Annotated in this window: 21 protein-coding genes; 16 read left to right on the forward strand and 5 right to left on the reverse strand. The window is 74.3% G+C overall.

The annotated features are described in order from the left end of the window. Nucleotides 1-82: 82 nt before the first annotated feature. The 5 genes from hemQ (at nt 83) to ABD106_RS09435 (ending at nt 4433) form a co-directional block, all read left to right on the forward strand. A complete protein-coding gene (gene hemQ / locus ABD106_RS09415; RefSeq protein WP_343919703.1) occupies nt 83-769 on the forward strand; it encodes a hydrogen peroxide-dependent heme synthase in 687 nt (228 codons plus the stop codon). Next, complete coding sequence (locus tag ABD106_RS09420) at nt 766-2100, forward strand: ferrochelatase (protein WP_343919705.1); 1335 nt, start codon at nt 766-768, stop codon at nt 2098-2100. Before hemQ ends, ABD106_RS09420 begins: the two co-directional genes overlap by 4 nt. After that, the gene (gene hemC / locus ABD106_RS09425; protein ID WP_343919707.1) at nt 2097-3032 is read left to right on the forward strand and encodes a hydroxymethylbilane synthase; all 936 of its coding nucleotides are present in this window, start codon (nt 2097-2099) and stop codon (nt 3030-3032) included. Before ABD106_RS09420 ends, hemC begins: the two co-directional genes overlap by 4 nt. A 91-nt stretch (nt 3033-3123) precedes the next feature. Beyond that, the gene (locus ABD106_RS09430; RefSeq protein WP_343919709.1) at nt 3124-3936 is read left to right on the forward strand and encodes a uroporphyrinogen-III synthase; all 813 of its coding nucleotides are present in this window, start codon (nt 3124-3126) and stop codon (nt 3934-3936) included. Between the two features lie 26 nt (nt 3937-3962). Beyond that, nucleotides 3963-4433 carry an aminoacyl-tRNA deacylase gene (locus ABD106_RS09435; RefSeq protein WP_343919711.1) on the forward strand — a complete coding sequence of 157 codons (471 nt, stop codon included), beginning with the start codon at nt 3963-3965 and terminating at the stop codon, nt 4431-4433. Between the two features lie 4 nt (nt 4434-4437). Here ABD106_RS09435 and ABD106_RS09440 read toward each other — a convergent pair whose 3' ends face one another. Continuing rightward, nucleotides 4438-4701, reverse strand: a complete 264-nt coding sequence (locus ABD106_RS09440) for a peptide methionine sulfoxide reductase (protein ID WP_343919713.1) — start codon at nt 4699-4701, stop codon at nt 4438-4440. Nucleotides 4702-4776: 75 nt separating this feature from the next. On the opposite strand from ABD106_RS09440, the gene ABD106_RS09445 reads away from it, so the two are divergent. The 4 genes from ABD106_RS09445 (at nt 4777) to ABD106_RS09460 (ending at nt 9007) form a co-directional block, all read left to right on the forward strand. Next, nucleotides 4777-5640: an alpha/beta hydrolase gene (locus ABD106_RS09445; protein WP_343919715.1), complete on the forward strand. Its 864-nt coding sequence runs from the start codon at nt 4777-4779 to the stop codon at nt 5638-5640. Between the two features lie 213 nt (nt 5641-5853). Further along, the gene (locus ABD106_RS09450) at nt 5854-7497 is read left to right on the forward strand and encodes an ABC-F family ATP-binding cassette domain-containing protein (protein WP_343919717.1); all 1644 of its coding nucleotides are present in this window, start codon (nt 5854-5856) and stop codon (nt 7495-7497) included. Between the two features lie 35 nt (nt 7498-7532). Next, nucleotides 7533-8558, forward strand: coding sequence for a serine hydrolase domain-containing protein (locus ABD106_RS09455; protein WP_343919719.1), 1026 nt, complete (start codon nt 7533-7535; stop codon nt 8556-8558). Continuing rightward, complete coding sequence (locus ABD106_RS09460) at nt 8555-9007, forward strand: hypothetical protein (RefSeq protein ID WP_343919721.1); 453 nt, start codon at nt 8555-8557, stop codon at nt 9005-9007. Before ABD106_RS09455 ends, ABD106_RS09460 begins: the two co-directional genes overlap by 4 nt. An 81-nt stretch (nt 9008-9088) precedes the next feature. On the opposite strand, the gene ABD106_RS09465 is transcribed toward ABD106_RS09460, so the two are convergent. Further along, the gene (locus tag ABD106_RS09465) at nt 9089-10117 is read right to left on the reverse strand and encodes an NAD(P)-dependent alcohol dehydrogenase (RefSeq protein ID WP_343919723.1); all 1029 of its coding nucleotides are present in this window, start codon (nt 10115-10117) and stop codon (nt 9089-9091) included. Nucleotides 10118-10265: 148 nt separating this feature from the next. Here ABD106_RS09465 and hemB point away from each other — a divergent pair, with 148 nt between their 5' ends. The 4 genes from hemB to ABD106_RS09485 all read left to right on the forward strand — a co-directional run bounded on the left by hemB (nt 10266) and on the right by ABD106_RS09485 (nt 13725). After that, nucleotides 10266-11246, forward strand: coding sequence for a porphobilinogen synthase (gene hemB / locus ABD106_RS09470; protein ID WP_343919725.1), 981 nt, complete (start codon nt 10266-10268; stop codon nt 11244-11246). Then, the gene (hemL, locus tag ABD106_RS09475; RefSeq protein ID WP_343919727.1) at nt 11243-12544 is read left to right on the forward strand and encodes a glutamate-1-semialdehyde 2,1-aminomutase; all 1302 of its coding nucleotides are present in this window, start codon (nt 11243-11245) and stop codon (nt 12542-12544) included. Before hemB ends, hemL begins: the two co-directional genes overlap by 4 nt. 11 nt (nt 12545-12555) lie before the next feature. Beyond that, entirely contained in the window at nt 12556-12846 is a 291-nt protein-coding gene (locus ABD106_RS09480; protein ID WP_343919729.1) for a cupin domain-containing protein, read from the forward strand. Between the two features lie 63 nt (nt 12847-12909). Then, a complete protein-coding gene (locus ABD106_RS09485) occupies nt 12910-13725 on the forward strand; it encodes a hypothetical protein (protein ID WP_343919731.1) in 816 nt (271 codons plus the stop codon). A gap of 4 nt (nt 13726-13729) precedes the next feature. Here ABD106_RS09485 and nucS read toward each other — a convergent pair whose 3' ends face one another. Then, nucleotides 13730-14425: an endonuclease NucS gene (gene nucS, locus ABD106_RS09490; protein ID WP_343919733.1), complete on the reverse strand. Its 696-nt coding sequence runs from the start codon at nt 14423-14425 to the stop codon at nt 13730-13732. Next, the gene (locus ABD106_RS09495) at nt 14422-15600 is read right to left on the reverse strand and encodes an MFS transporter (RefSeq protein ID WP_343919735.1); all 1179 of its coding nucleotides are present in this window, start codon (nt 15598-15600) and stop codon (nt 14422-14424) included. Before ABD106_RS09495 ends, nucS begins: the two co-directional genes overlap by 4 nt. A gap of 60 nt (nt 15601-15660) precedes the next feature. On the opposite strand from ABD106_RS09495, the gene ABD106_RS09500 reads away from it, so the two are divergent. From ABD106_RS09500 to ABD106_RS09510, 3 genes are all read left to right on the forward strand, one after another. Next, the gene (locus ABD106_RS09500) at nt 15661-16665 is read left to right on the forward strand and encodes an ABC transporter ATP-binding protein (RefSeq protein ID WP_343919737.1); all 1005 of its coding nucleotides are present in this window, start codon (nt 15661-15663) and stop codon (nt 16663-16665) included. A 2-nt stretch (nt 16666-16667) separates the two neighbouring features. After that, nucleotides 16668-18305, forward strand: a complete 1638-nt coding sequence (locus ABD106_RS09505; RefSeq protein ID WP_343919739.1) for a hypothetical protein — start codon at nt 16668-16670, stop codon at nt 18303-18305. Nucleotides 18306-18373: 68 nt separating this feature from the next. Beyond that, the gene (locus tag ABD106_RS09510; protein ID WP_343919741.1) at nt 18374-19687 is read left to right on the forward strand and encodes a hypothetical protein; all 1314 of its coding nucleotides are present in this window, start codon (nt 18374-18376) and stop codon (nt 19685-19687) included. A gap of 9 nt (nt 19688-19696) precedes the next feature. Here ABD106_RS09510 and ABD106_RS09515 read toward each other — a convergent pair whose 3' ends face one another. Further along, a complete protein-coding gene (locus ABD106_RS09515; protein WP_343919743.1) occupies nt 19697-20920 on the reverse strand; it encodes a serine hydrolase domain-containing protein in 1224 nt (407 codons plus the stop codon). Nucleotides 20921-21047 lie beyond the last annotated feature (127 nt).

Here is a 21047-nt window from a genome sequence, read left to right on the forward strand (position 1 = left end):
GCGCGGGCGACGCCGCGCCGGCGGGCGAGCACGACGAGGCTGCCGGCGCCCCGGCACGAGACGCAGACGATCGAGGAGACGCATGAGCGAGCAGATGACGCAGCAGGCACCGGCGGACGACGGCTACACGATCTGGAGCGTCCACCGCCGCGGGCAGGGCGCCGAGCCGGGCGCCGCGGCCGGTGCGCCGCTCGCCGACGAGATCGCCGCGATCGAGGCGGAGGGCGTCGTCGTGCGCGGCATCTACGACGTGTCGGGGCTCCGCCACGACGCCGACATCATGGTGTGGATGCACGGCAGCACGCCGCAGGCGCTGCAGGCGGCTGTGCGCCGCGTGCGCCGCTCGCGCGAGCTCGCGGGCACGACGCAGACGTGGGGCGCGATGGGGGTCCACCGCGACGCCGAGTTCAACAAGCGCCACGTGCCGGGCTACATGCGCGGCATCGAGCCGAAGCAGTGGCTGACGGTCTACCCCTTCAACCGCTCCTACGACTGGTACCTGCTGCCGCCCGAGGACCGCAGCCGGATGCTCGCCGAGCACGGGCGAGCGGGCGCCGCCTACCGCGGCGTCGTCGCGAACACCGTCTCAGCGTTCGCGCTGGGCGACTACGAGTGGCTCCTGCCGCTCGAGGCCGATGAGCTCACCGAGCTCGTCGACATGATGCGCGAGCTCCGCAACACCGAGGCGCGCCTCCACGTGCGCGAGGAGATCCCCTTCTACACGGGCCGCCGGATCGCGGTCGACGAGATCGAGGAGGTGCTCGCATGAGCGAGCAGACGACGAACCAGGCCGGCGGCTGCTGCGGCGGCGGCTGCTGCGGCGGCATGCAGGCGCAGCCCGAGCAGCAGCAGGCACAGGACCAGCAGGCACAGGACCAGCAGGCCCAGCAGCAGCAGCCGGCGCGGCGCGAGACGAAGGCCCCGGCCGCCACGGGCGTGCACCTCGAGCCCGGCGCCGCCGTGCCGAGCGCGAGCCCGGCGGCGCAGGCCGGTCCCGAGCACGTCGAGGAGCCCGTCGCCTACGACGGCATCCTGCTGTCGGGATTCGGCGGACCCGAGGGCCAGGACGACGTCATCCCGTTCCTCCGCAACGTGACGCGCGGGCGGGGCATCCCCGACGAGCGGCTCGAGGAGGTCGCGGGCCACTACCGCCACTTCGGCGGCGTGAGCCCGATCAACGAGCAGAACCGCGAGCTCAAGGCGGCCCTCGAGGGCGCGCTCGCCGCCGCGGGCGTCGACCTGCCCGTCTATTGGGGCAACCGCAACTGGGCGCCCTACCTCGACGAGACGCTCGAGCAGGCCGCGGGAGCGGGCGCGACGCGCCTGCTCGCCATCCCGACCTCCGCGTACTCGTCGTACTCGTCGTGCCGCCAGTACCGCGAGGACTGGGCGGATGCGCTCGAGGCGACCGGGCTCCAGGCGTCGATGCAGATCGACAAGGTGCGGCAGTTCTTCAACCACCCCGGATTCCTCGCGCCGTTCATCGACGGCGTCCGCGCGACGGTCGCCGAGGCTCGCGAGGCGGGCTTCGCCGATGCCGACATCGAGGTGCTCTTCGCGACCCACTCCATCCCCACCGCCGACGCAGAGCGCTCGGGCGCACCCGACCTGCACGCGTGGGGGCCCGGCGGCGGCTACGAGGGCCAGCACCTCGCGGCGGCCGAGCACGTGATGGCCGAGGCGGCGCCCGGCGTCGCGTGGAAGCTCGTCTACCAGTCGCGCTCGGGCCCCGCGTCGCAGCCGTGGCTCGAGCCCGACATCAACGACGCGATCGAGGCGCTGGAGGGTCGCAAGGCGATCGTGATCGTGCCGCTCGGCTTCGTGAGCGACCACATGGAGGTCATGTGGGACCTCGACGAGGAGGCCATCGAGACGGCCACCGAGGCGGGGCTGTGGGTGCGCCGCGCACCGACGCCGGGCATCGACCCGCAGTACGTCGGCGCGCTCGTCGACCTCGTGCAGGAGCGGCTCGAGGGCCGGCCGGCCGCTGAGCGGAAGGCCGTCACCTCGATCCACCCCTGGTACGACGTGTGCCGACCGGGCTGCTGCGAGAACCCGCGCCTGGGGTTCCGCCCCGCGGTGGCAGGGCTGCAGCCGTGACCGTGCTCAAGGTCGGCACGCGCGGCTCGGCGCTCGCGATGGCGCAGTGCGGGGCGCTCGCGGAGCGCTTCGACGCCGAGGTCGCGCTCGTGCCGATCACGACGCAGGGCGACACCGACCGCTCGTCGCTGCAGCAGATCGGCGGCACGGGCGTGTTCGTCTCCGCGCTGCGCGACGCGCTGCTCGACGGGCGCGTCGACGTCGCGGTGCACTCGCTCAAGGACCTGCCGACGACGCCGGCGCCCGGCATCGAGCTCGTGGCCGTCTCGAAGCGCGAGGACGCCCGCGACGCGCTCTGCGCGCGCGACGGGCTCGCCTTCGCCGACCTGCCGCAGGGCGCGCGGGTCGGCACCGGCTCGCCGCGCCGGATGGCCCAGCTGCGCGTGGCTCGACCCGATCTCGAGGTCGTCGACATCCGCGGCAACGTGCCGACGCGGCTCGCGCGCGCCCAGGGCGACGACGCCGACCTCGATGCCGTCGTGCTCGCGCTCGCGGGGCTCAAGCGGCTCGGGCTCGACGACAGGGCGACCGACATCCTCAGCCTCGTCGACTTCCCGACGGCACCAGGGCAGGGCGCGCTCGCGGTCGAGATCCGCGACGGCGACGGGGCGACCCGAGCCGCGGTCGTGAAGACCGATCACGCGGCCACGCGTGCGGCGGTCGACGCCGAGCGCCGGGTGCTCGCAGGCCTCGAGGCCGGCTGCTCCGCGCCCGTCGCCGCCCACGCGGAGGTCGCCGACGGCATGCTCTTCCTCACCGGGATCGCATACGCGACCGACGGGTCGACCAGGCTGAGCGCATCCCACGCCTTCACGCTCGACTCGACGAAGCCCGCCGACCTCGCCGAGGCCGCGCGCGATGTCGCCGAGCGCGCGGTCGCCGAGCTGCTCGAGGGCGGCGCGGCCGACCTCGTGCACGAGGCGCGCGCCTAGCGGATCGGCGGCGCACCGCGCACGCCCGCGGCGCGGCGCCGCCCCTCTGCTTGACTGCTTGCCCACCCACGACCGATCTCACGGAGGATCCATGCGCGTCCTGATCCCTCGAGGCGGCAGCTGGGGCGACGAGGTCGCCGCGCTCGTCGCCGACGCGGGCTTCGAGCCGCTGATCCTGCCGCTCGTCCGCATCGAGCCCGCGGAGGACCAGGCGCGCCTGCAGCAGATCCTCGGCCAGCTGTCGGAGGGGCGCTTCGACTGGCTCGTCGTGACGAGCCAGTCGACCGTGCGCGTGCTGCCGCGCGTGCCCTCCTCGGTGCAGGTGGCCGCGGTGGGCTCGGTCACCGCCGCGTCGCTGCGCGAGCGCGGCGTGCCGGTCGCGTTCATCCCCACGAAGCAGTCGGCCGCAGGCCTCGTCGACGAGTGGCCCATCCGCGAGGGCCGCGTGCTGTGGCCGCACGCGGTCGACGCGCGCCCCACGATCGCGGAGGGGCTGCGGCAGCACGGCATGCAGGTCTCCGAGGTCGTCGCGTACCGCACGGTGCCCGTCTTCGAGTCGGGGGAGGAGCTCGTCGAGGCCGCCGTCCAGAGCGGATCGCTGCCCGCCATGGACGAGGAGTCGGCGCGGCGGCAGCACGAGCAGCAGGCGGCGGGCCAGGACGGGCACGACGACGCGCTCACGGCCGTCGAGCCCGCCGAGACGCCGATCGACGCCGTGCTCGTCACCTCGGGCTCGGTCGCGAAGCAGGTGGCGCGGCTCGGGCTCGCGGCCGACACCCGCATCATCGCGATCGGCGAGCAGACGGCCGAGGACTGCCGCAAGTACGGCCTCCGGGTCGCCGGCATCGCGCAGCGCCCGAGCATCGAGTCGCTCGTCGCCGCGCTGGCCGCGACCGCGCGCTGAAGTCGGAGGCGGCGTAGCCTGACCGCATGACCGACCGGAACCCCGCGCTCGACGCGCTCGTCGCATCCGGGCTCGAGCACGAGGTCACTCGGCACGGCCGGGTCGGATCGCTCGCCGAGGCCGCCGAGGCTCGCGGCGTCGAGCCCGCCGACATCATCAAGACCATGGTCGTGCGCCGCGGCGAGGACGACCACCTGCTCGTGCTCGTGCCGGGCGATCGCACGATCGCGTGGCCGAAGCTGCGGGCGCTGCTCGGGGTGAACCGGCTCTCGATGCCCGACGCCGACGCCGCGTTCGCCGTGACGGGGTACCGGCGCGGCACGATCACGCCGTTCGGCACGACGCGGCCGCTCCCGGTCGTCGCCGACGAGCGCGTGCGCGGCCGGCGCGTCTCGATCGGTGCGGGCGCCCACGGCGTCGCCGCGACCGTCGACGGCGACGCGCTCATCGCGCACCTCGGCGCGCAGATCGCCGACGTGACCGAGCCGGAGGGCTGACGCCTCAGCCCGGCTCGGGCAGCGCGCGCAGCACCTCGAGCACCTGCTCGGCGGGCATCTCGCACGGCCGCAGCAGCGTGCCGGCTGCAGTGCGCCAGACGTTCGCGCTCATCCGCCCTGCACCGCCCAGCTCCTCGCCGTCGATGGTGCTCGACCGGCCGCCCGCGCGATCGGTGCGCGAGATGCCCCAGGCGCGGCCGTCGACGAGCTGCCGGCTCCAGCCGAGCGGCACGCGCGCCACGAGCCCGTCCAGGTCGTCGTCCGCCACGAGCCCACGCTAGCCGGGCGGCCGTGGGCCTGGGAGCCTCGCGCCCGAGCCCGGCGGCGCGTACCGTGGCGTCCCATGCGACCGACGATCATCCTCATCCACGGCGCGTTCTCGAGCTCGTTCGCGTTCTCGCCCCTGCAGGCAGAGCTCGCGGCGCTCGGCTGCCGCTCGCTCGCGATCGACCTGCCGGGCCACGGCTTCGCGGCGACGTTCCCGGCCGGTTACCAGGCACCGCAGGACCCGGCCGATCTCGCGTCGGCCGAGGGCAGCATCCGCGGCGTGACGCTCGCCGACAACGTGCGGCACGTCATCGAGGTGCTCGAGCGCGCCCGCGAGCACGGGCCCATCGTGCTCGCGTCGCACAGCCGCGGCGGCATGACGGCGACCGCGGTCGCGAACGCACGGCCCGAGCTCGTCGACCGGCTCGTCTACGTCGCCGCGTGGGCGCCCGTGGCACTGGCCGCGAGCGGCTACTACGCCGAGCCCGAGATGCGCGATGTCGATCCGGCCGCGCTCGCGGGTGCCATGGTCGGCGATCCTGCCCGGCTCGGCCTGCTGCGCAGCAACTTCCGCACGGCCGAGGCGTCGGTGCTCGCAGGCTTCCGCGACGCGTTCCTGGCCGACGGCACCGACGACGAGCTCCGGGTCGTGCTGAACACCTTCCAGCCCGACGAGAACCTCGACGTCGGCGGGGACAGTGACCGTGCCGATGCCTCGACCTGGGGCACGATCCCGCGCAGCTACATCCGGCTGCGCGACGACCGGTCCATGCCGCTCGCGCTGCAGGACCGGCTCATCCGCGAGGGCGACGCGCTCACGCCGGACAACCCGTACGACGTGCACACGCTCGAGGGCAGTCACATGCTGTGGCTCGTGCGGCCGAGCGCGGCGGCCGAGCTGCTCGCGCGCGTCGCGGAGGCGACCGAGATCCGCCGCTGATCGCTCCCCGTGGCGATCGTCGCCGTCGGTGGCGCTCGCGCGGTCGAGCGTGTACCGTCGCCTGCGCGATCGTCGGCGGTGTCAGCGCCGACGCCCCACGCCAGGAACGAGCCGAGATGACCGAGATCCGCGGAGCCGCGACCGCGCGCTGACCCGACGACACACGCATCGTCGACGCATCCGTCAGCGCTCATCCCGCTCTCGGAGGATCTCTTGGCACACCCGCTCATCGCGCTCTCGCGCGTCACCTTCCACTGGCCCGACGGCACCCCGGTGCTCGACGGCGTCTCCGGTGCCCTCGGCCACGGCCGCACCGGCCTCGTCGGTCGCAACGGCACCGGCAAGTCCACGCTGCTGCGACTCATCGCCGGCGAGCTCGCACCCGTAGCGGGCGAGCTCACCGTGCACGGCACCGTCGCGACGCTGCCGCAGCAGCTCGGGCTCGGCTCCGGCACCATCGCGGATGCGCTCGGCATCGCGCCCGTGCTCGACGCGGTCGCCGCGATCGAGCGCGGCGACGTCGCGCAGCACCGCTTCGACACCGTCGGCGACCGCTGGGGCATCGAGTCGGAGGCGCTCGCCGAGCTCGCCGCGCTGGGCCCGGCCACGAACGGCCCGGCCGGCGGGGTCGGCCTGCTGCGCCGTCCGATCGCCGCGCTCTCGGGCGGCGAGGCGGTGCTCGTCGGGCTCGCCGCGATCCGGCTGCAGCGCGCCGACATCGCGCTGCTCGACGAGCCCACGAACAACCTCGACGCGGATGCGCGCGGCCGGCTCCACGACGCCGTCGCGGCGTGGCGCGGATCGCTCGTCGTCGTGAGCCATGACACCGAGCTGCTCGAGCGCGTCGACCGCATCGCCGAGCTGCACGGCCCCGGCGCACCGGGTGCTCGCGGCGCGGGGCTGCGCGTCTTCGACGGGCCGTACTCCGTCTACCGCGAGGCGATCGAGGCCGAGCAGGCGGCGGCCGAGCGCGACGTGCGCGACGCCGAGCAGCAGCTGCGCCGCGAGCGTCGCGACCGGGTCGCGGCCGAGCTGCAGCTCGCGGGCCGCACTCGCATGGCCGACAAGGCCTTCGCCGAGAAGCGCAAGCCCAAGATCGTCATGAAGCAGCGCGCGACCGAGGCGCAGGTCGCCGCGGCGAAGCACCGCGCGATGCACGACGACCGGCTCGAGAGCGCGTCGACCGCGCTCGAGCAGGCCGAGTCGAGGCTGCGCGCCGACCGCACCATCCGCATCGGGCTGCCGGAGACGCGCGTGCCGCCCGGGCGGGATGTGCTCGCCCTGCGCACCGCAGACGGCGAGGTGCTCGTCGGCGGGCCGGAGCGCATCGCGCTCACGGGGCCCAACGGCGCGGGCAAGACGACCCTGCTCGAAGCGATCGTCGGTGCTCCCGCGCCCGACGGCGGGCCGGCGCCCGTCGCCGCGGTGACGCACCGCATCCGCCAGACCGCGATGCTGCCGCAGCGCCTCCGCTTTCCCGACGAGGATGCGACCCTCATCGACGCCGTGCGCGACGCCGCGCCCTCGCGACCGCCGCAGGAGGTGCGGGCGCAGCTCGCGCGCTTCCTGTTCCGCGGGACGCGCGCCGAGCAGCGCGTGCGCGAGCTCTCGGGCGGCGAGCGCTTCCGGCTCGCGCTCACGCGGCTGCTGCTCGCCGACCCCGCACCGCAGCTGCTGCTGCTCGACGAGCCCACGAACTCGCTCGACCTCGACAGCCTCGACCGGCTCGTCGAGGCGCTCGCGGCCTTCGAGGGAGCCCTCGTCGTGGTGAGCCACGACGCGGCGTTCCTCGACCGCTTGGGGCTCACGCGGCGCTGGACGATCGAGGCGGGCGCGCTCGTCGACGGTCCGGCGTAGCATCCGACCGACACCATCCACCGCAGGAGGAACCCATGCACGTCGACCCCGAGGCGCTCGACGCGGCCGTCGCGAAGCACGCGTTCACCGGCGTCGCGACCGTCGACCGCGGCGACCGTCGCACGCTGGAGCGCTGCGAGGGCTTCGTGCACCGTGCGCTCGCGGCGCCGATGACCGCGGATGCGCGGATCGCGATCGCGAGCGGCAGCAAGGGCTTCACCGCCCTCGCCGTCATGCGGCTCGTGGAGGAGGGCAGGCTGCGGCTCGACCAGCGGGTGCGCGAGCTGCTCGGCGACGACCTGCCGCGCATCGACGACCGCGTGACGATCGAGCACCTGCTCACGCACACCTCCGGCATCGGCGACTACCTCGACGAGGAGGCCGACTGGGAGCCGTCCGACCACGTGCTGACGCTGCCGGTGCACACGCTCACGACGTCCGCCGCGTTCCTGCCGATGCTCGACGGGCACGCGCAGAAGGCGCCGCCGGGCGACCGCTTCTCGTACTGCAACGGCGGCTACATGGTGCTCGCCGTGCTGCTCGAGCGCGTGACGGGGGAGACCTACCACCAGGTCGTGCGCAGGCTCGTGCTCGACCCGGCCGGGCTCGAGCGCACCGGGTTCCTGCCGCTCAACGCGCTGCCGGCGGATGCCGCGGCCGGCTATGTGCACGACGAGGGCGACCTCGTGAACACGCTGCACCTGCCGGTGCTCGGCAACGGCGACGGCGGCGCGTTCACGACCGCGGCCGACCTGCACCGGTTCTGGATCGCGCTGCTCGACGGGCGGATCGTCTCGCGCGAGACCCTCGAGGCGATGGCCGCGCCGCGCCACGACGTCCCGGAGGAGCGCAAGCGGTACGGCATGGGGCTCTGGCTCCACCGCAGCCACGACGCGCTCATCCTCGAGGGCTACGACGCGGGCGCCTCGTTCCGCTCCACCCACATCATCGCGACGCAGACGACCGTGAGCGTGCTCGGCAACAGCTCCGAGGGCGGCTGGCCCGTGATCTCGGTGCTCGAGGACGCGATCGACGCCGAGCTCGGCGCGGTGGGCGCGTGACCGACGCGCGCGTGCTCGGGCCGGGCCTCGCGCCGACGCCCTTCACCGCGGCCGAGATCCGCGAGGGCTGCCGCGACGGTCGCTCGGTGCTCGTGCGCACCGAGCTCGACGGCTTGACGAGCTACCACTGCGACAGCTTCGCCGCCGGCGACGCCGAGGGCTGCGAGCTCACGCAGGTCGTGACGGATGCGTCGGGCACGCCGGTCGACGAGCCGCGCCCGTCGCGCGTCACCTGGCGGGAGCTGCAGGAGCACGCCGCCTTCCCCGCAGATGCGACGACCGTCGAGCCGGAGCGCGTCGCCACCCCGATCGGCGAGCTGGACTGCCTCCGCTACGACGTGCGGCGCGAGGGCGGCACGAGCACGTTCTGGTTCGCGACCGCCCACCCGGGCATGCCCGTCCGCTACCGGACGGGCACCGCGATCGTCGAGGTCATCGCGATCGACTGACGAGCGGACCCGGTCCACCCGGGTGAACCCGGTGCACCCGGACCCGCTCGGTGGACCCGGTCCGCGGAGGAGCGTCCGTCGCTACGCGCCCGGCACCACCACTGCGCGGCCGCGCACCTTGCCGTCGTGCAGGTCGGCGTAGGCCTGCAGCGCCTTCGAGATCGGGTACTCCTGCGTCTCGATCCGGATCTCGCCGCGGTGCGCCATCTCGACGAGCTCGATGAGCGACGCGCGGGTGCCCCACAGCGAGGTGCGCACCTCGACGTCGAACGGAGCGGCCATGAATCCGACCTTCGCGGTACCGCCGCCGGCGCCGACCAGCACGACGGCGCCCGCCACCTTCACAGCCGCCACGGCCGTGGCGCCGGTCGGGTCGATCCCCACGAAGTCGAAGACGACGTCGGCGCCGACGCCGCCAGTGAGCTCCTTGATCCGCGCCGCCGCCCCCGCGTTCGACTCGACGGCCTCGTGCGCGCCCATCTCGCGCGCGAACTCGAGCTTCTCATCGCCCACGTCGAGCGCGATCACGCGCGCCGAGGTGAGCGTGCGCAGCAGCTGGATCGCGACGTGGCCGAGACCGCCGGCGCCGATGACGACGGCCGTCGAGCCGCCCATCAGGTGCGGCAGCACCTTCTTGATCGCCTGGTAGGGCGTGAGCGCCGCGTCGGTGAGGGATGCGGCGCGCACCGGGTCGAGATCGCCGATCGGCACGAGGTGCCGGGCGGTGTCGACGATCATGAACTCGGCCATCGCGCCGTCGACGCCGAGTCCGGGGGAGACCATGCCCTTGAGGCACAGCTGCTCGCGGCCCGAGGCGCACATGGCGCAGACGCCGCAGCCCCAGCAGCCGTAGACGATCACGCTGTCACCGATCTCGACGCCCGTCGCGCCCTCGCCGAGCGCTTCGACCACGCCTGCCGGCTCGTGGCCGAGCGTCATCGGCATCGGGTACGGGTAGCCCTCCTCAGGGAACGACATGACGACCTCGTCGGAGTGGCACAGGCCCGAAGCGGTGATCCGCAGCAGCACCTCGCCCGGCCCGGGAGTGGGCTTCTCGACCTCGACCAGCTGGGGTCGCTGCCCGAACGCCGTGTACTGGACTGCCTGCATGGTGCGCTCCTTGCGTCGAGGTGGAGTCGCGGGCCCTCGTGGCGCCCGGCGCCTCGCTGTCCCTCCAGCCTATGCACGCTCGCTGCGCAGGTCACCCCATGCGCAGCGGACCCGGTGCGGACGAGCGTCGGAGAGTACCCTTGGGAGGATGCCTCCCACCCTTCGCCCCCGCAGGCTGCGGCAGAGCGCACCCATGCGCCGCCTGGTCGCCGAGACCCGAGTCCACCCCGCGCAGCTCGTGCTGCCGATGTTCGTGGCGGAGGGGATCGACGAGCCCCGTCCGATCTCGTCGATGCCGGGCCAGGTGCAGCACACGCTCGACTCCGCGGCGCGCGAGGTCGAGCGGGCGATCGCGGCGGGCGTCGGCGGCGTCATGCTCTTCGGCGTGCCGACGGCGAAGGACGCGGTCGGCTCCGGCGCGACCGATCCCGACGGGATCCTCAACCGCGCCACGCGGTTCCTCGCCGAGCGCTTCGGCGACGCGACGGTCGTGCAGACCGACCTGTGCCTCGACGAGTTCACCGACCACGGCCACTGCGGCGTGCTCGCGGCCGACGGCTCGGTCGACAACGACGCCACCCTCGACCGCTACGCCGACATGGCGCTCGCGCAGGCCGAGGCCGGCTCGCAGATCCTCGGGCTCAGCGGCATGATGGACGGCCAGGTCGCGCACGTGCGCGCCGCGCTCGATGCCGCCGGCCACCTCGACACCGCGATCCTCGCCTACTCAGCGAAGTACGCGACCGCGCTCTACGGCCCCTTCCGCGAGGCCGTCGACTCGAGCCTCACGGGCGACCGCAAGACCTACCAGCAGGACCCGGCCAACCGCCGCGAGGGCCTGCGCGAGGCGCTGCTCGACATCGCCGAGGGCGCCGACATCGTGATGGTCAAGCCCGCGAGCCTCTACCTCGACGTGCTGGCCGACGTCGCCGCCGCATCCGACGTGCCCGTGTGGGCCTACCAGGTGTCGGGCGAGTACGCGATGGTCGAGGCGGCCGCCGCGAACGGCTGGATCGACCGCGACCGGCTCATCGCCGAGAGCCTCACGAGCATCGCGCGGGCCGGCGCCGACGTCGTGCTGACCTACTGGGCGATCGAGCAGGCCGAGCTGATGGGAGCGCTCCGATGAGCACGAACGCCGAGCTGTTCGAGCGGGCGAAGCTCGCGATCCCCGGCGGCGTCAACAGCCCCGTGCGCGCCTTCGGCTCGGTCGGCGGCACGCCCGCGTTCCTCGTGCGCGCGAAGGGCGCGCACGTGACGGATGCCGAGGGTCGCGACTTCGTCGACCTGGTCGCGAGCTGGGGTCCGGCGATCCTCGGCCACGCGCATCCCGAGGTCGTGGAGGCCGTGCAGGACGCTGCCGCGCACGGCCTCTCGTTCGGCGCCTCGACGCCCGCCGAGGCGCTGCTCGCGGAGGAGGTCGAGCGCCGCGTCGGCCCCGTCGAGCGGCTCCGGCTCGTCTCCACCGGCACCGAGGCGACCATGACGGCGATTCGGCTCGCGCGCGGCGCGACCGGGCGCGACCTGCTCGTCAAGTTCGACGGGCACTACCACGGGCACTCCGACGGCCTGCTCGTCGCCGCCGGCTCGGGCCTCGCGACGCTCGCGATGCCGGGCTCCGCCGGCATCCCCGCGAGCGTCGCCGCCACGACCGTCGTCGTGCCGTACAACGACCGCGGCGCGATCGAGCAGCTCTTCGCCGAGCGCGGCGACCAGATCGCCGCGATCATCGTCGAGGCGGCTGCCGCCAACATGGGCGTCGTCGAGCCCGACGGCGACTTCAACGCCTTCCTCGCCCGCACCGCGCACGCGCACGGCGCGCTCCTCATCAGCGACGAGGTGCTCACCGGCTTCCGCGTGCACCGCAGCGGCATGTGGGGGCTCGAGCAGTGGACGGGCGACGAGGCTCCCGACCTCATGACCTTCGGCAAGGTCATCGGCGGCGGCATGCCGCTCGCCGCGCTCGGCGGCCGCCGCGACCTCATGGAGATGCTCGCGCCGATGGGCCCGGTCTACCAGGCCGGCACCCTCTCGGGGAACCCGGTCGCGGTCGCGGCTGGTCTCACGACGCTGCGGCTCGCGACCGATGACGTCTACCGGCGGCTCGACCACGCGGCCGACGTCATCACCGGTGCGCTCGCCGACGCGCTGGCGGCCGAGGGCGTCGCGCACGCGATCACGCGCGTCGGCAGCCTCTTCTCGGTCGCGTTCCGCGAGGGCGCGCCGCGCGACTTCGACGAGGTGCGCGCGCAGGACGCGTTCCGCTACCCGCCGTTCTTCCACGCGATGCTCGACGCGGGCGTGAGCCTGCCGCCGAGCGTGTTCGAGGCCTGGTTCGTCACGGCCGCGCACGACGAGGAGGCGCTCGGCCGGATCGTCGAGGCGCTCCCGGCGGCGGCGCGAGCGGCCGCGTCCGCGTCGGCGTAGGCGCACCGCGCATGACCACCTCGCGGCTGCTCGCCGACGACGACCGGTTCCGCATCGTCGAGTGGACGGTCGAGCCCGGCGACTCGATCGAGATGCACACGCACGAGCTCGACTATGCGGTCGTCGGCGTCGAGCGCTCGGCGATGTGGGCGATCTCGCCCGACGGCACCGAGCTCGAGGTGCAGCTCGTGCCCGGTGACGCGTACACGCGGAGGGCCGGCGCCACGCACCGCATCGAGAACCGCGGCGACGTGCGGGTCGTGTTCACCGAGGTCGAGGTCAAGGGGCACGCCCGAGCCTGAGAGCGCGCTGCTCGGAGCCAGGCACCTCTGGCTCCGGAGGGCTGCGCGGACTACCGTGGCGGCATGGCGACCGCGCGCGCATGCCCCAACTGCGGCTCCGCCCTGCGCGAGATCGTGTGGGGCTACGGCACGATCGCCGACGTCGCCGACGCGGGCGACGTCGTGATCGGCGGATGCGTCGTCGACGTCGACGGCGGCGGTCGCGTCGCCGCGCTCCAGTGCCCGATCTGCGACACGCGCACCGACGCCGAGGGCGTCGCGCTCGAGGCGCCGCAGCCGCCCGCGACCACGGGGCATCCGTTCGACGTGAGCTTCAGCAGCCCGCCGCGCGAGAGATGGGAGGTCTCCATGCCCGATCCAGGAGAGCGTCCGGAGGCGGAGCCGCCCCGGCCGGACGGTGCGGAGGGATCGCCGTTCGTCGACGACGACTTCGGCGGGCCCGCCGCGAGCGGCGGCTGGCGCGACCGCGTCGAGCCCTACGCGTCGCGCGAGGACCCGCTGCCGGCAGGCTCGGCGCCGTCACCGGAGCGCGTCGAGCCGTACGCGTCGCGCGACGACCTGCTGCCGAGCGGCCGACCCGTGCATCCCGACCGCGTCGAGCCCTACGCCTCGAGGAGCGACGACCTGCCGCCCGGCTCCGCCCCCTCGCGCGACCACGTCGATCCGTACGCCTCGCCGATCGGCGTCGTGCCGCAGGCGACGGGCGCGTGGCAGGAGCGGATCGAGCCCTACGCTGGCGGTCCGGGCGAGGAGGCCGTCGCACCGGCCGGCGATGCGGCAGCGCTCGGCGAGCAGCTCGACGCGCGGTGGTCGTCCACGAGCGACTTCACCGACGCCGAGGAGGAGGGCTGGCCGCCCGGCAGCCGCGACGACGACTGACGCGCTAGAAGAGCCGCGCGCGACCCGAGTCGATGCCGCGCATCTCGTCGTAGTCGAGCACGACGCAGCGGATGCCGCGGTCCTCGGCGAGCGTGCGCGCCTGCGGCTTGATCTCCTGCGCGGCGAACACGCCCGCGACGGGCGCGATGCGCGGGTCGCGGTTGAGCAGCTCGAGGTAGCGCGTCAGCTGCTCGACGCCGTCGATCTCGCCGCGGCGCTTGATCTCGACCGCGACCGTCGCGCCGGACGCATCCTTCGCGAGGATGTCGACCGGTCCGATCGGCGTCATGTACTCGCGCCGCCAGAGCTCGAAGCCGTCGCCGAGCCGCTCGATCTGCTCCGCGAGCAGCACCTGCAGGTGCGCCTCGACGCCGTCCTTCACGAGGCCGGGATCGACGCCGAGCTCGTGGCTCGAGTCGGCGAGCACCTCGTGCACCGACACGATGAGCGAGTCGCCGGTCTTCCGGTGCGTGACCGTCCACACCTCGGTGATGCCGGCATCCCGCTGGTCGTCGTCGGGCTCGGATGCGGTGAAGACGGCGGGCGGGCTCATCCAGTTGAGCGGCTTGTACGAGCCGCCGTCGGAGTGCACGAGGATCGAGCCGTCGGCCTTGAGCATGAGCACGCGCGGGGCGAGCGGCAGGTGCGCCGAGAGGCGGCCCGCGTAGTCGACCGAGCAGTGGGCGACGACGATCCTCACGATCGCACCTCCTTGACGGGGTCGCGCTCGCGCGCGACGTGGCTGGTGAGCAGCGAGAGCAGCACGAACGCGAGCACGACGAACATGGCGTTGCGGAGGCCGACGGCGTCGCCGAGCAGGCCGATGAGCGGGGGACCGGCGAGGAAGGCGAGGTAGCCGATCGCCGAGACCGTGCCCACGCGGGCGGCGGCGAGCCGCGGCTCGTCGGCGGCGGCGCTCATGCCCACCGGGAAGCCGAGGCTCGCGCCGAGGCCCCACAGCACGACGCCCGTGATGACGAGCGCCGGCTGGTCGGCGATGATGACGAGCAGCAGGCCGATCGCCGCGAGCGCCGCGGTGCCGCGCAGCACCGGCACGCGGCCGAAGCGGGCGAGCAGCGAGACGCCGAGCAGGCGGCCGCCGGTCATCGCGGTCAGGAACAGCGCGAGCATGAACGCGCCGCCCTCCTTCGAGAACGCGTGCCCGTCGACCATCACGAGCGCGAGCCAGTCGTTCGCGCTCCCCTCGGTGAGCGACATGCCGAGCACGAGCAGGCCGAGCAGCAGCGTGCGCGGGTCCTTCCACACCGCGAGGCGCTCGCGCAGCGTGACGGGCTCCTCGTGCTCCTCGACCGTGTCGGCCGGCAGGTGGCGGCGGACGACGAGGCCGAGCCCGATCGTGATGGCCGCGACGGCGGTGGCCTGCCAGCCGAGCCCGATCCCGAGCAGCTCGCACAGCCCGCCGAGGCCGGCGCCCGCGACGGTGCCGATCGAGAAGAAGGCGTGGAACACCGGCATGATCGGCTTGCCGAGCCGGCGCTCGTTCGCGGCGCCCGAGATGTTCATCGCGACGTCGGTGACGCCGGTCAGGCTTCCGCCGAGGATGAAGCCCGCGATCACGAGCCAGACCGACCCCGCGTCGGCGGCCCAGCCGGCGAGCGCGAGGCCGCACGAGACCGCCATCATGCCGAAGGAGACGACCGTGCGCGTGCCGAGCGCGTGGATGATGTGGCTCGCGACGAGCAGGCCCGTGACCGACCCGATCGAGATGCCGAGCAGGATGAGCCCCATCTCGCCGGTGGAGATGTCGAGCACGTCGCGCACGTGCGGCACGCGCGCCATCCAGCTCGCGTAGCCGAAGCCCATCGCGAAGAAGGCGGCGAAGACGGCGTTCCGCCAGGCGGTCAGTTGGGGCACCCGGACATTCTGCCGTGTTCGCCCACGCCCCGCCGCACGGTCGGGAGTAGCGTCGGCGCCATGGAGGACGCGGTCGTCGGGACCCCCGTCATCGAGACCCGGGGCCTCGACAAGCGGTTCGGGCGCGTGCGCGCGCTCGACGGGCTCGATCTCGTCGTGGAGGCGGGCGACGTGCACGGCTTCCTCGGGCCGAACGGCGCGGGCAAGTCGACCGCGATCCGCGTGCTGCTCGGCATGCTCCGCGCCTCCGGCGGCGAGGCGAGCGTGCTCGGCATGGACCCGTGGCGCGACTCGGTCGCGATCCACCGCCGGGTCGCCTACGTGCCCGGCGACGTCACGCTGTGGCCGGGCCTCACGGGCGGCGAGGCGATCGACACGATCACGCGGCTGCGGGGTCACCGGGCGCCGGCCGCCGACCGGGAGCGGCTGCTGCGCGCCTTCGACCTCGACCCGCGTCGGAGGGCGAAGACCTACTCGAAGGGCAACCGGCAGAAGGTCGCGCTCGTCGCGGCGTTCGCGAGCGAGGCCGACCTCTACATCCTCGACGAGCCGACGAGCGGGCTCGATCCGCTCATGGAGAGCGTCTTCCAGGCCGAGGTGCGGCGCGTGGCCGATCGCGGCGCGACCGTGCTGCTGTCGAGCCACATCCTGAGCGAGGTCGAGCGGCTGTGCTCGCGCGTGTCGATCATCCGCGACGGGGCCATCGTCGAGGCCGGCACGCTCGACGAGCTGCGGCACCTGCGGCACACGGTCGTCGCCTATCGCGGTCCCGCGCCCGAGGGCGTGCCGATCGCCGACGTGTCGGTCGACGGGGAGCGCGTCCGCGGCTCGGTCGCGGGGGAGGACATGCCCGCGCTGCTGCGCTGGCTCGGCGAGCACGGCGCTCGCAGCGTGACGCTCACGCCACCGAGCCTCGAGGAGCTCTTCCTGCGCCACTACGGCGACGGCCCCCGGCTCGAGCGAGCGCGCGCCGAGCGCGCCATCGGCGAGCTGCATGCGGATGCGTCCGCCGCCGAGCGCCCTGATGCGCCGGATGCGCCCGGCCACGGCCGCCACTCGAGGTGACGATGACCGGCACCGGCATCCTGCTCGCCGCTGCTCTGCGGCGCGACCGCCTCACCGTGGTGCTCTGGGTGCTCGGCGTCGCGGGTCTCTGGGCGGCGGTCGTCGGCGGCGTGGGCGCGGCGTTCGACGAGGCAGGGCGCCGCGGGCTCGTGGCGCTGCTGTCTGCGCAGCCGGGGCTGCTCCTGCTGCGCGGGGCACCGTCCGGCACGAGCCTCGGCGCGGTCATGTTCGTCTCGACCTACGCCTTCCTCGCCGTGATGGTGGCGTTCATGATGACGTTCTTCGCCGTGCGGCACTCGCGCGGCGACGAGGACGCCGGCCGCGCGGAGCTCGTGCGCGGCACCGCGGTCGGCCGCTGGGCGCCGCTCGTCGCCATCCTGGTGGCGGGTGCCATCGAGCTGCTCGTCGTGTGCGCCGCGACCTTCGGCGCGTCCGTCGCCCTCGGCCTGCCCGTGCTCGGCTCCCTCCTGCTCGCCGCGGCGCTCGCCGGGGTCGGGGTCACGGCGATGCTCGTCGGCCTGCTCGCAGGCCAGGTGCTCCCGACCTCCCGCGCCGCGAACGGCGCTGCGTCCCTCATCGTCGGTGCCTGGTTCTTCGTGCGCGGCATCGGGGATGCGCTCGGCGAGCCGAGCGCCGACCTCACCCGGGTGGAGTCGGCGTGGCCCAGCTGGGCGTCGCCGATCGGCTGGGGCGCGCTCGCGCATCCGTTCGCCGACGAGCCGTGGGCTCCCGACGGCACGCCTCTGCTGCTCTTCGTCGCGGCGGCCGCGGCGCTCGCGCTCGTGGTCGTCGCGCTGGAATCCCGGCGCGAGCTGGGCCGATCGCTGCTGCCGGAGCGCGCGGGGCGCGGCGCCGGGAGCGCGATGCTCGGCTGGCACCCGGTCGGCGCGCCGCTCGGCCTCACCGGTCGGCTGCTGCGCGGCGCCACGATCGGCTGGGTCGTCGTCGGCGTCGTGATGGGCGTGCTCGCCGGCCGGATGGCGCCGATCATCGCCGGCGCGCTCGACGACAACCCGACGCTGCGCGCGCTCGTGGCGCAGCTCGGCGAGGAGGGCGGCGGTGACTCGGAGGGGACGTTCATCACGGCGATCGCGGGGATCCTCGGCGTGATCGCGAGCGCGGCCGCGATGCAGGCGGTGCTGCGGCTGCGGCACGAGGAGCAGGCGCACGGCGAGCTCGTGCTCGCGACGCCGGTGCGCCGCTCCGGCTGGCTCGGCAGCCACGCGCTGCTCGGCGTGCTCGCCGCCCTCGCGACCCTCGCTGCGTTCACGGTCGTGACCGGCGCATCCCTCGCCGCCGACGGCGACGATCGCTGGGGCCAGCTCGTCGCGATCGCCGTCACGCACCTGCCGCTCATCGCGATCTACCTCGCGGTGGGGGCGGCGCTCGTCGCGTTCCTGCCGTCGACCGTCGCGTGGTTGGGCTGGGTGCTCCTCATCGGGCTCATGCTCGTCGGGCAGTTCGCGCCGCTCCTCGGCGATGCCTGGGGGTGGATCGAGAACCTCAGCCCGTTCCACTGGATCGCGAACCCGCTCGCGGCGGAGCCCGACTGGACGGGCAGCTGGTGGCTGCTCGGCATCGCCGCAGCGCTGCTCGCCGCCTCGGCCGTGCGCTTCCGCCGTCGCGACGCCCTCGTCTGACGGAGCGGCAGGCGGCATACTGCGAGGACGCGAGCGTGCGGCTCGCGGCCGCCGACACGAGGAGCAGCATGCGACGCTCGATCCTGTGGGTGGCGCCGGCCGTCGCCGCCGCGCTGCTGCTGAGCGGGTGCGGCCCCGTCAACGCCGGGAGCGCCGCCCGGGATCAGGTCGAGGCGGCGCTCGAGGCGGAGTTCGGCGAGCACATCGAGGAGCTGCGCATCAGCTCGACCAACGACCTGCCGTTCACCGGTCGAGCGTTCGGGAGCGTCGTGCTGCTGCCCGAGACATCGCCGGAGGTCTTCGCCGAGGTCGTCGCGTTCGTCGCGTCGTTCCAGCCGTCGAGCGCGTCGTTCGACGGCAGCGGCGTGCAGGCGAACGGTGTCGGCGTCTGCGTCGGCGATCCGCAGGCAGACCGCAAGCTCGAGCTGCGGGATGCGCTGCACGCGGCGGGTGCGAGCCTCGCGGGCGAGTGGTCGTGCGCGACGCGAGCGACGGACGACGCGCTGCCGTATGCCGGCACCGCCGCCGACCTCGACGCCGACGCCGACCTGCTCCGCTCGATCGAGCTGCCCTCGGGCCTGCGCCTCGAGGGATCGCTCTCCGAGCCCGACGGCAGGGTCTCGGTCGCCATCGATCGGCTGCCCGACACCGTGGGCGAGACGCTCGCGGCGGTCGGCGCCGCTGCGGAGATCGCGCAGTTCGCGCTTGAGGACGGCGTGCTCACCATCGCCATCGCGCCGACCGCCGACCCCGCACCCGTCCAGGCCGCGGCCGACGCCGCCGCGGGTCGCGACCTGCGCCCCCGCGTCGTGCTCGGCAGCCTCGATCCTGCGGAGCAGGCTCGGTTCGAGGAGCTCGCACCGCTGCTCGACGCCCTGCGCGAGATCCCCGGCGTCGACGGCGTCGAGGCCGCCAGCACCGGTGTCACCCTGCGCACGCTCGATCCTCGGCAGGTGACCGCGGTCCACGACGCTGCCGTCGCGCATCCGGAGCTCGCCGACCTCGCGCTCACGATCCTGGTGGGCGACGGCACCGCCGCGACCGGGGCGCTCGAGTACAGCCGCCCGCGCGGCGCGCAGAGCGACAGCATCGATGCGTTCGCGGCCCTCGCGGTCGATCCCGGGGTGGCAGACCTCACCGTGCGGGAGGCCGCGGTGGGAGGCGATCGGTGGGTGGTCGTCGAGCTGACGGGTGAGCTCGCAGACATGGTGCGGCTCAAGCCCGTGCTGCCGATCGGCGCGCCCGCGCAGCTCTCGAGCGCGACCTCCGGAGAGACCGTGCGCCTCACGATCGCCGACCCGCTCGCGCCCGACGACCTGGACGACGTCGCGGGCACCGTCGATCGCGAGGCGCTCGCCGACGCGTGGAACGCGGCGCCCTGAGCCGGCCGACTACCCGCAGCTCGCCAGCAGCATGGGCACGAGCAGCGCGTTCAGGTCGTAGAGCGGCGTCGCGGCGCCGGATGCGTCGCGTCCCGTGACCGCGAACGCCACCTGCCGCTCGCCGTCGGCCGACGTGTAGCCGACGCTCACCGTGCCCATCGCGCCGCCGTCGTGGCCGTAGAGCCACGCGCCCGGCTCGCACGGGTCGGGCACCCGGTAGACGCCGAGGCCGTACGCCATCGGTGCATCGCTCACCGGCGTGAGCATGTCGTCGAGCAGCTCCGCCGGCACCACGCGGCCGGTGACGAGCGCCTCGGTGAAGGTCGAGAGGTCCTGCGTGGTCGTGACGACGGCCCCGGCGTGCGAGAAGAAGCTCGGGTCGAAGTGCCGCAGGTCGTGCCACGTCGCGCCGTCCCACATCGCCTCCTGCAGCGCGTTCCCGCGCATGCCGGGCGCGTCGGGATAGCTCGTCGAGTGCATCCCGAGCGGCTTCCAGATGCGGTCGCGCAGCAGGTCGCCGACCTGCTCGCCCGTCGCCGCCTCGAGCGCGACACCGAGGGCGACGTAGGCGACGTTCGAGTACACGAAGCCGCCCGGCTCGGTCCACGCACCGGCGTTCGCGGCGGCGAGGTGCTCGGCGTCGGGGTAGCGGTCGCCGAGCACCGCGATCGACTCCTCCACCGAGGTGGGGTCGTCGATGTGGCTGAGCAGCAGCAGGTCGGTGCCGTACGGCGTGCCGGCGGTGTGGCTCAGCAGCTCGCGCAGCGTCACGTCGGGGTGCGCGGGGAAGATGCCGGGCACGACGTCGCCGATCCGGGTGTCGAGCGACCAGGTGCCGGCAGCGACCTCCTGCAGGACGAGCGCGGCGATCATCGTCTTCGTGTTGCTCGCCGCCCGGAAGGGGCTGTGCGGCAGCGCCGGCGGGTTGCGATCGAGCCCCCGGGTGCCCGCGGCGTCGGCCCAGACCTCGTCGCCCACCTCGACCCGAGCGGTGGCGCCGATCGCGCCAGCGGCGACGATCGCGTCGACGGCGGCGCCGAGATCGAGCTCCGTGGCGGTCGCGGCCGAGGGCGCCGACCGCGCGCTCGCCGGCGCCGACCAGAGCTGCTCGTGGAGCGCGGCCTCGTCCGGCAGGGCGACCGGTGCTGGCCCGGCGGGCACGGCGCTCGCGCCGGTGAGGGCCGCGACGGCGGCGATGGCTCCGACGGTCTTCAGGACGTCTCGTGTGCGCATGCGTGTCTCCTCCTCGATCCGTGATCGGCTCGAGCGGCGTGCGGTCACCGCGCCGGCCGACCGTGCCACCCTCGCAGGGCCCGGTGCGCAGGCGCATCCGTCGGTCGACGGACCCTCCTCCGCCGCT

It is taken from the genome of Agrococcus citreus (assembly GCF_039527715.1).
In the GTDB taxonomy this organism is placed as follows: Bacteria; Actinomycetota; Actinomycetes; order Actinomycetales; family Microbacteriaceae; genus Agrococcus; species Agrococcus citreus.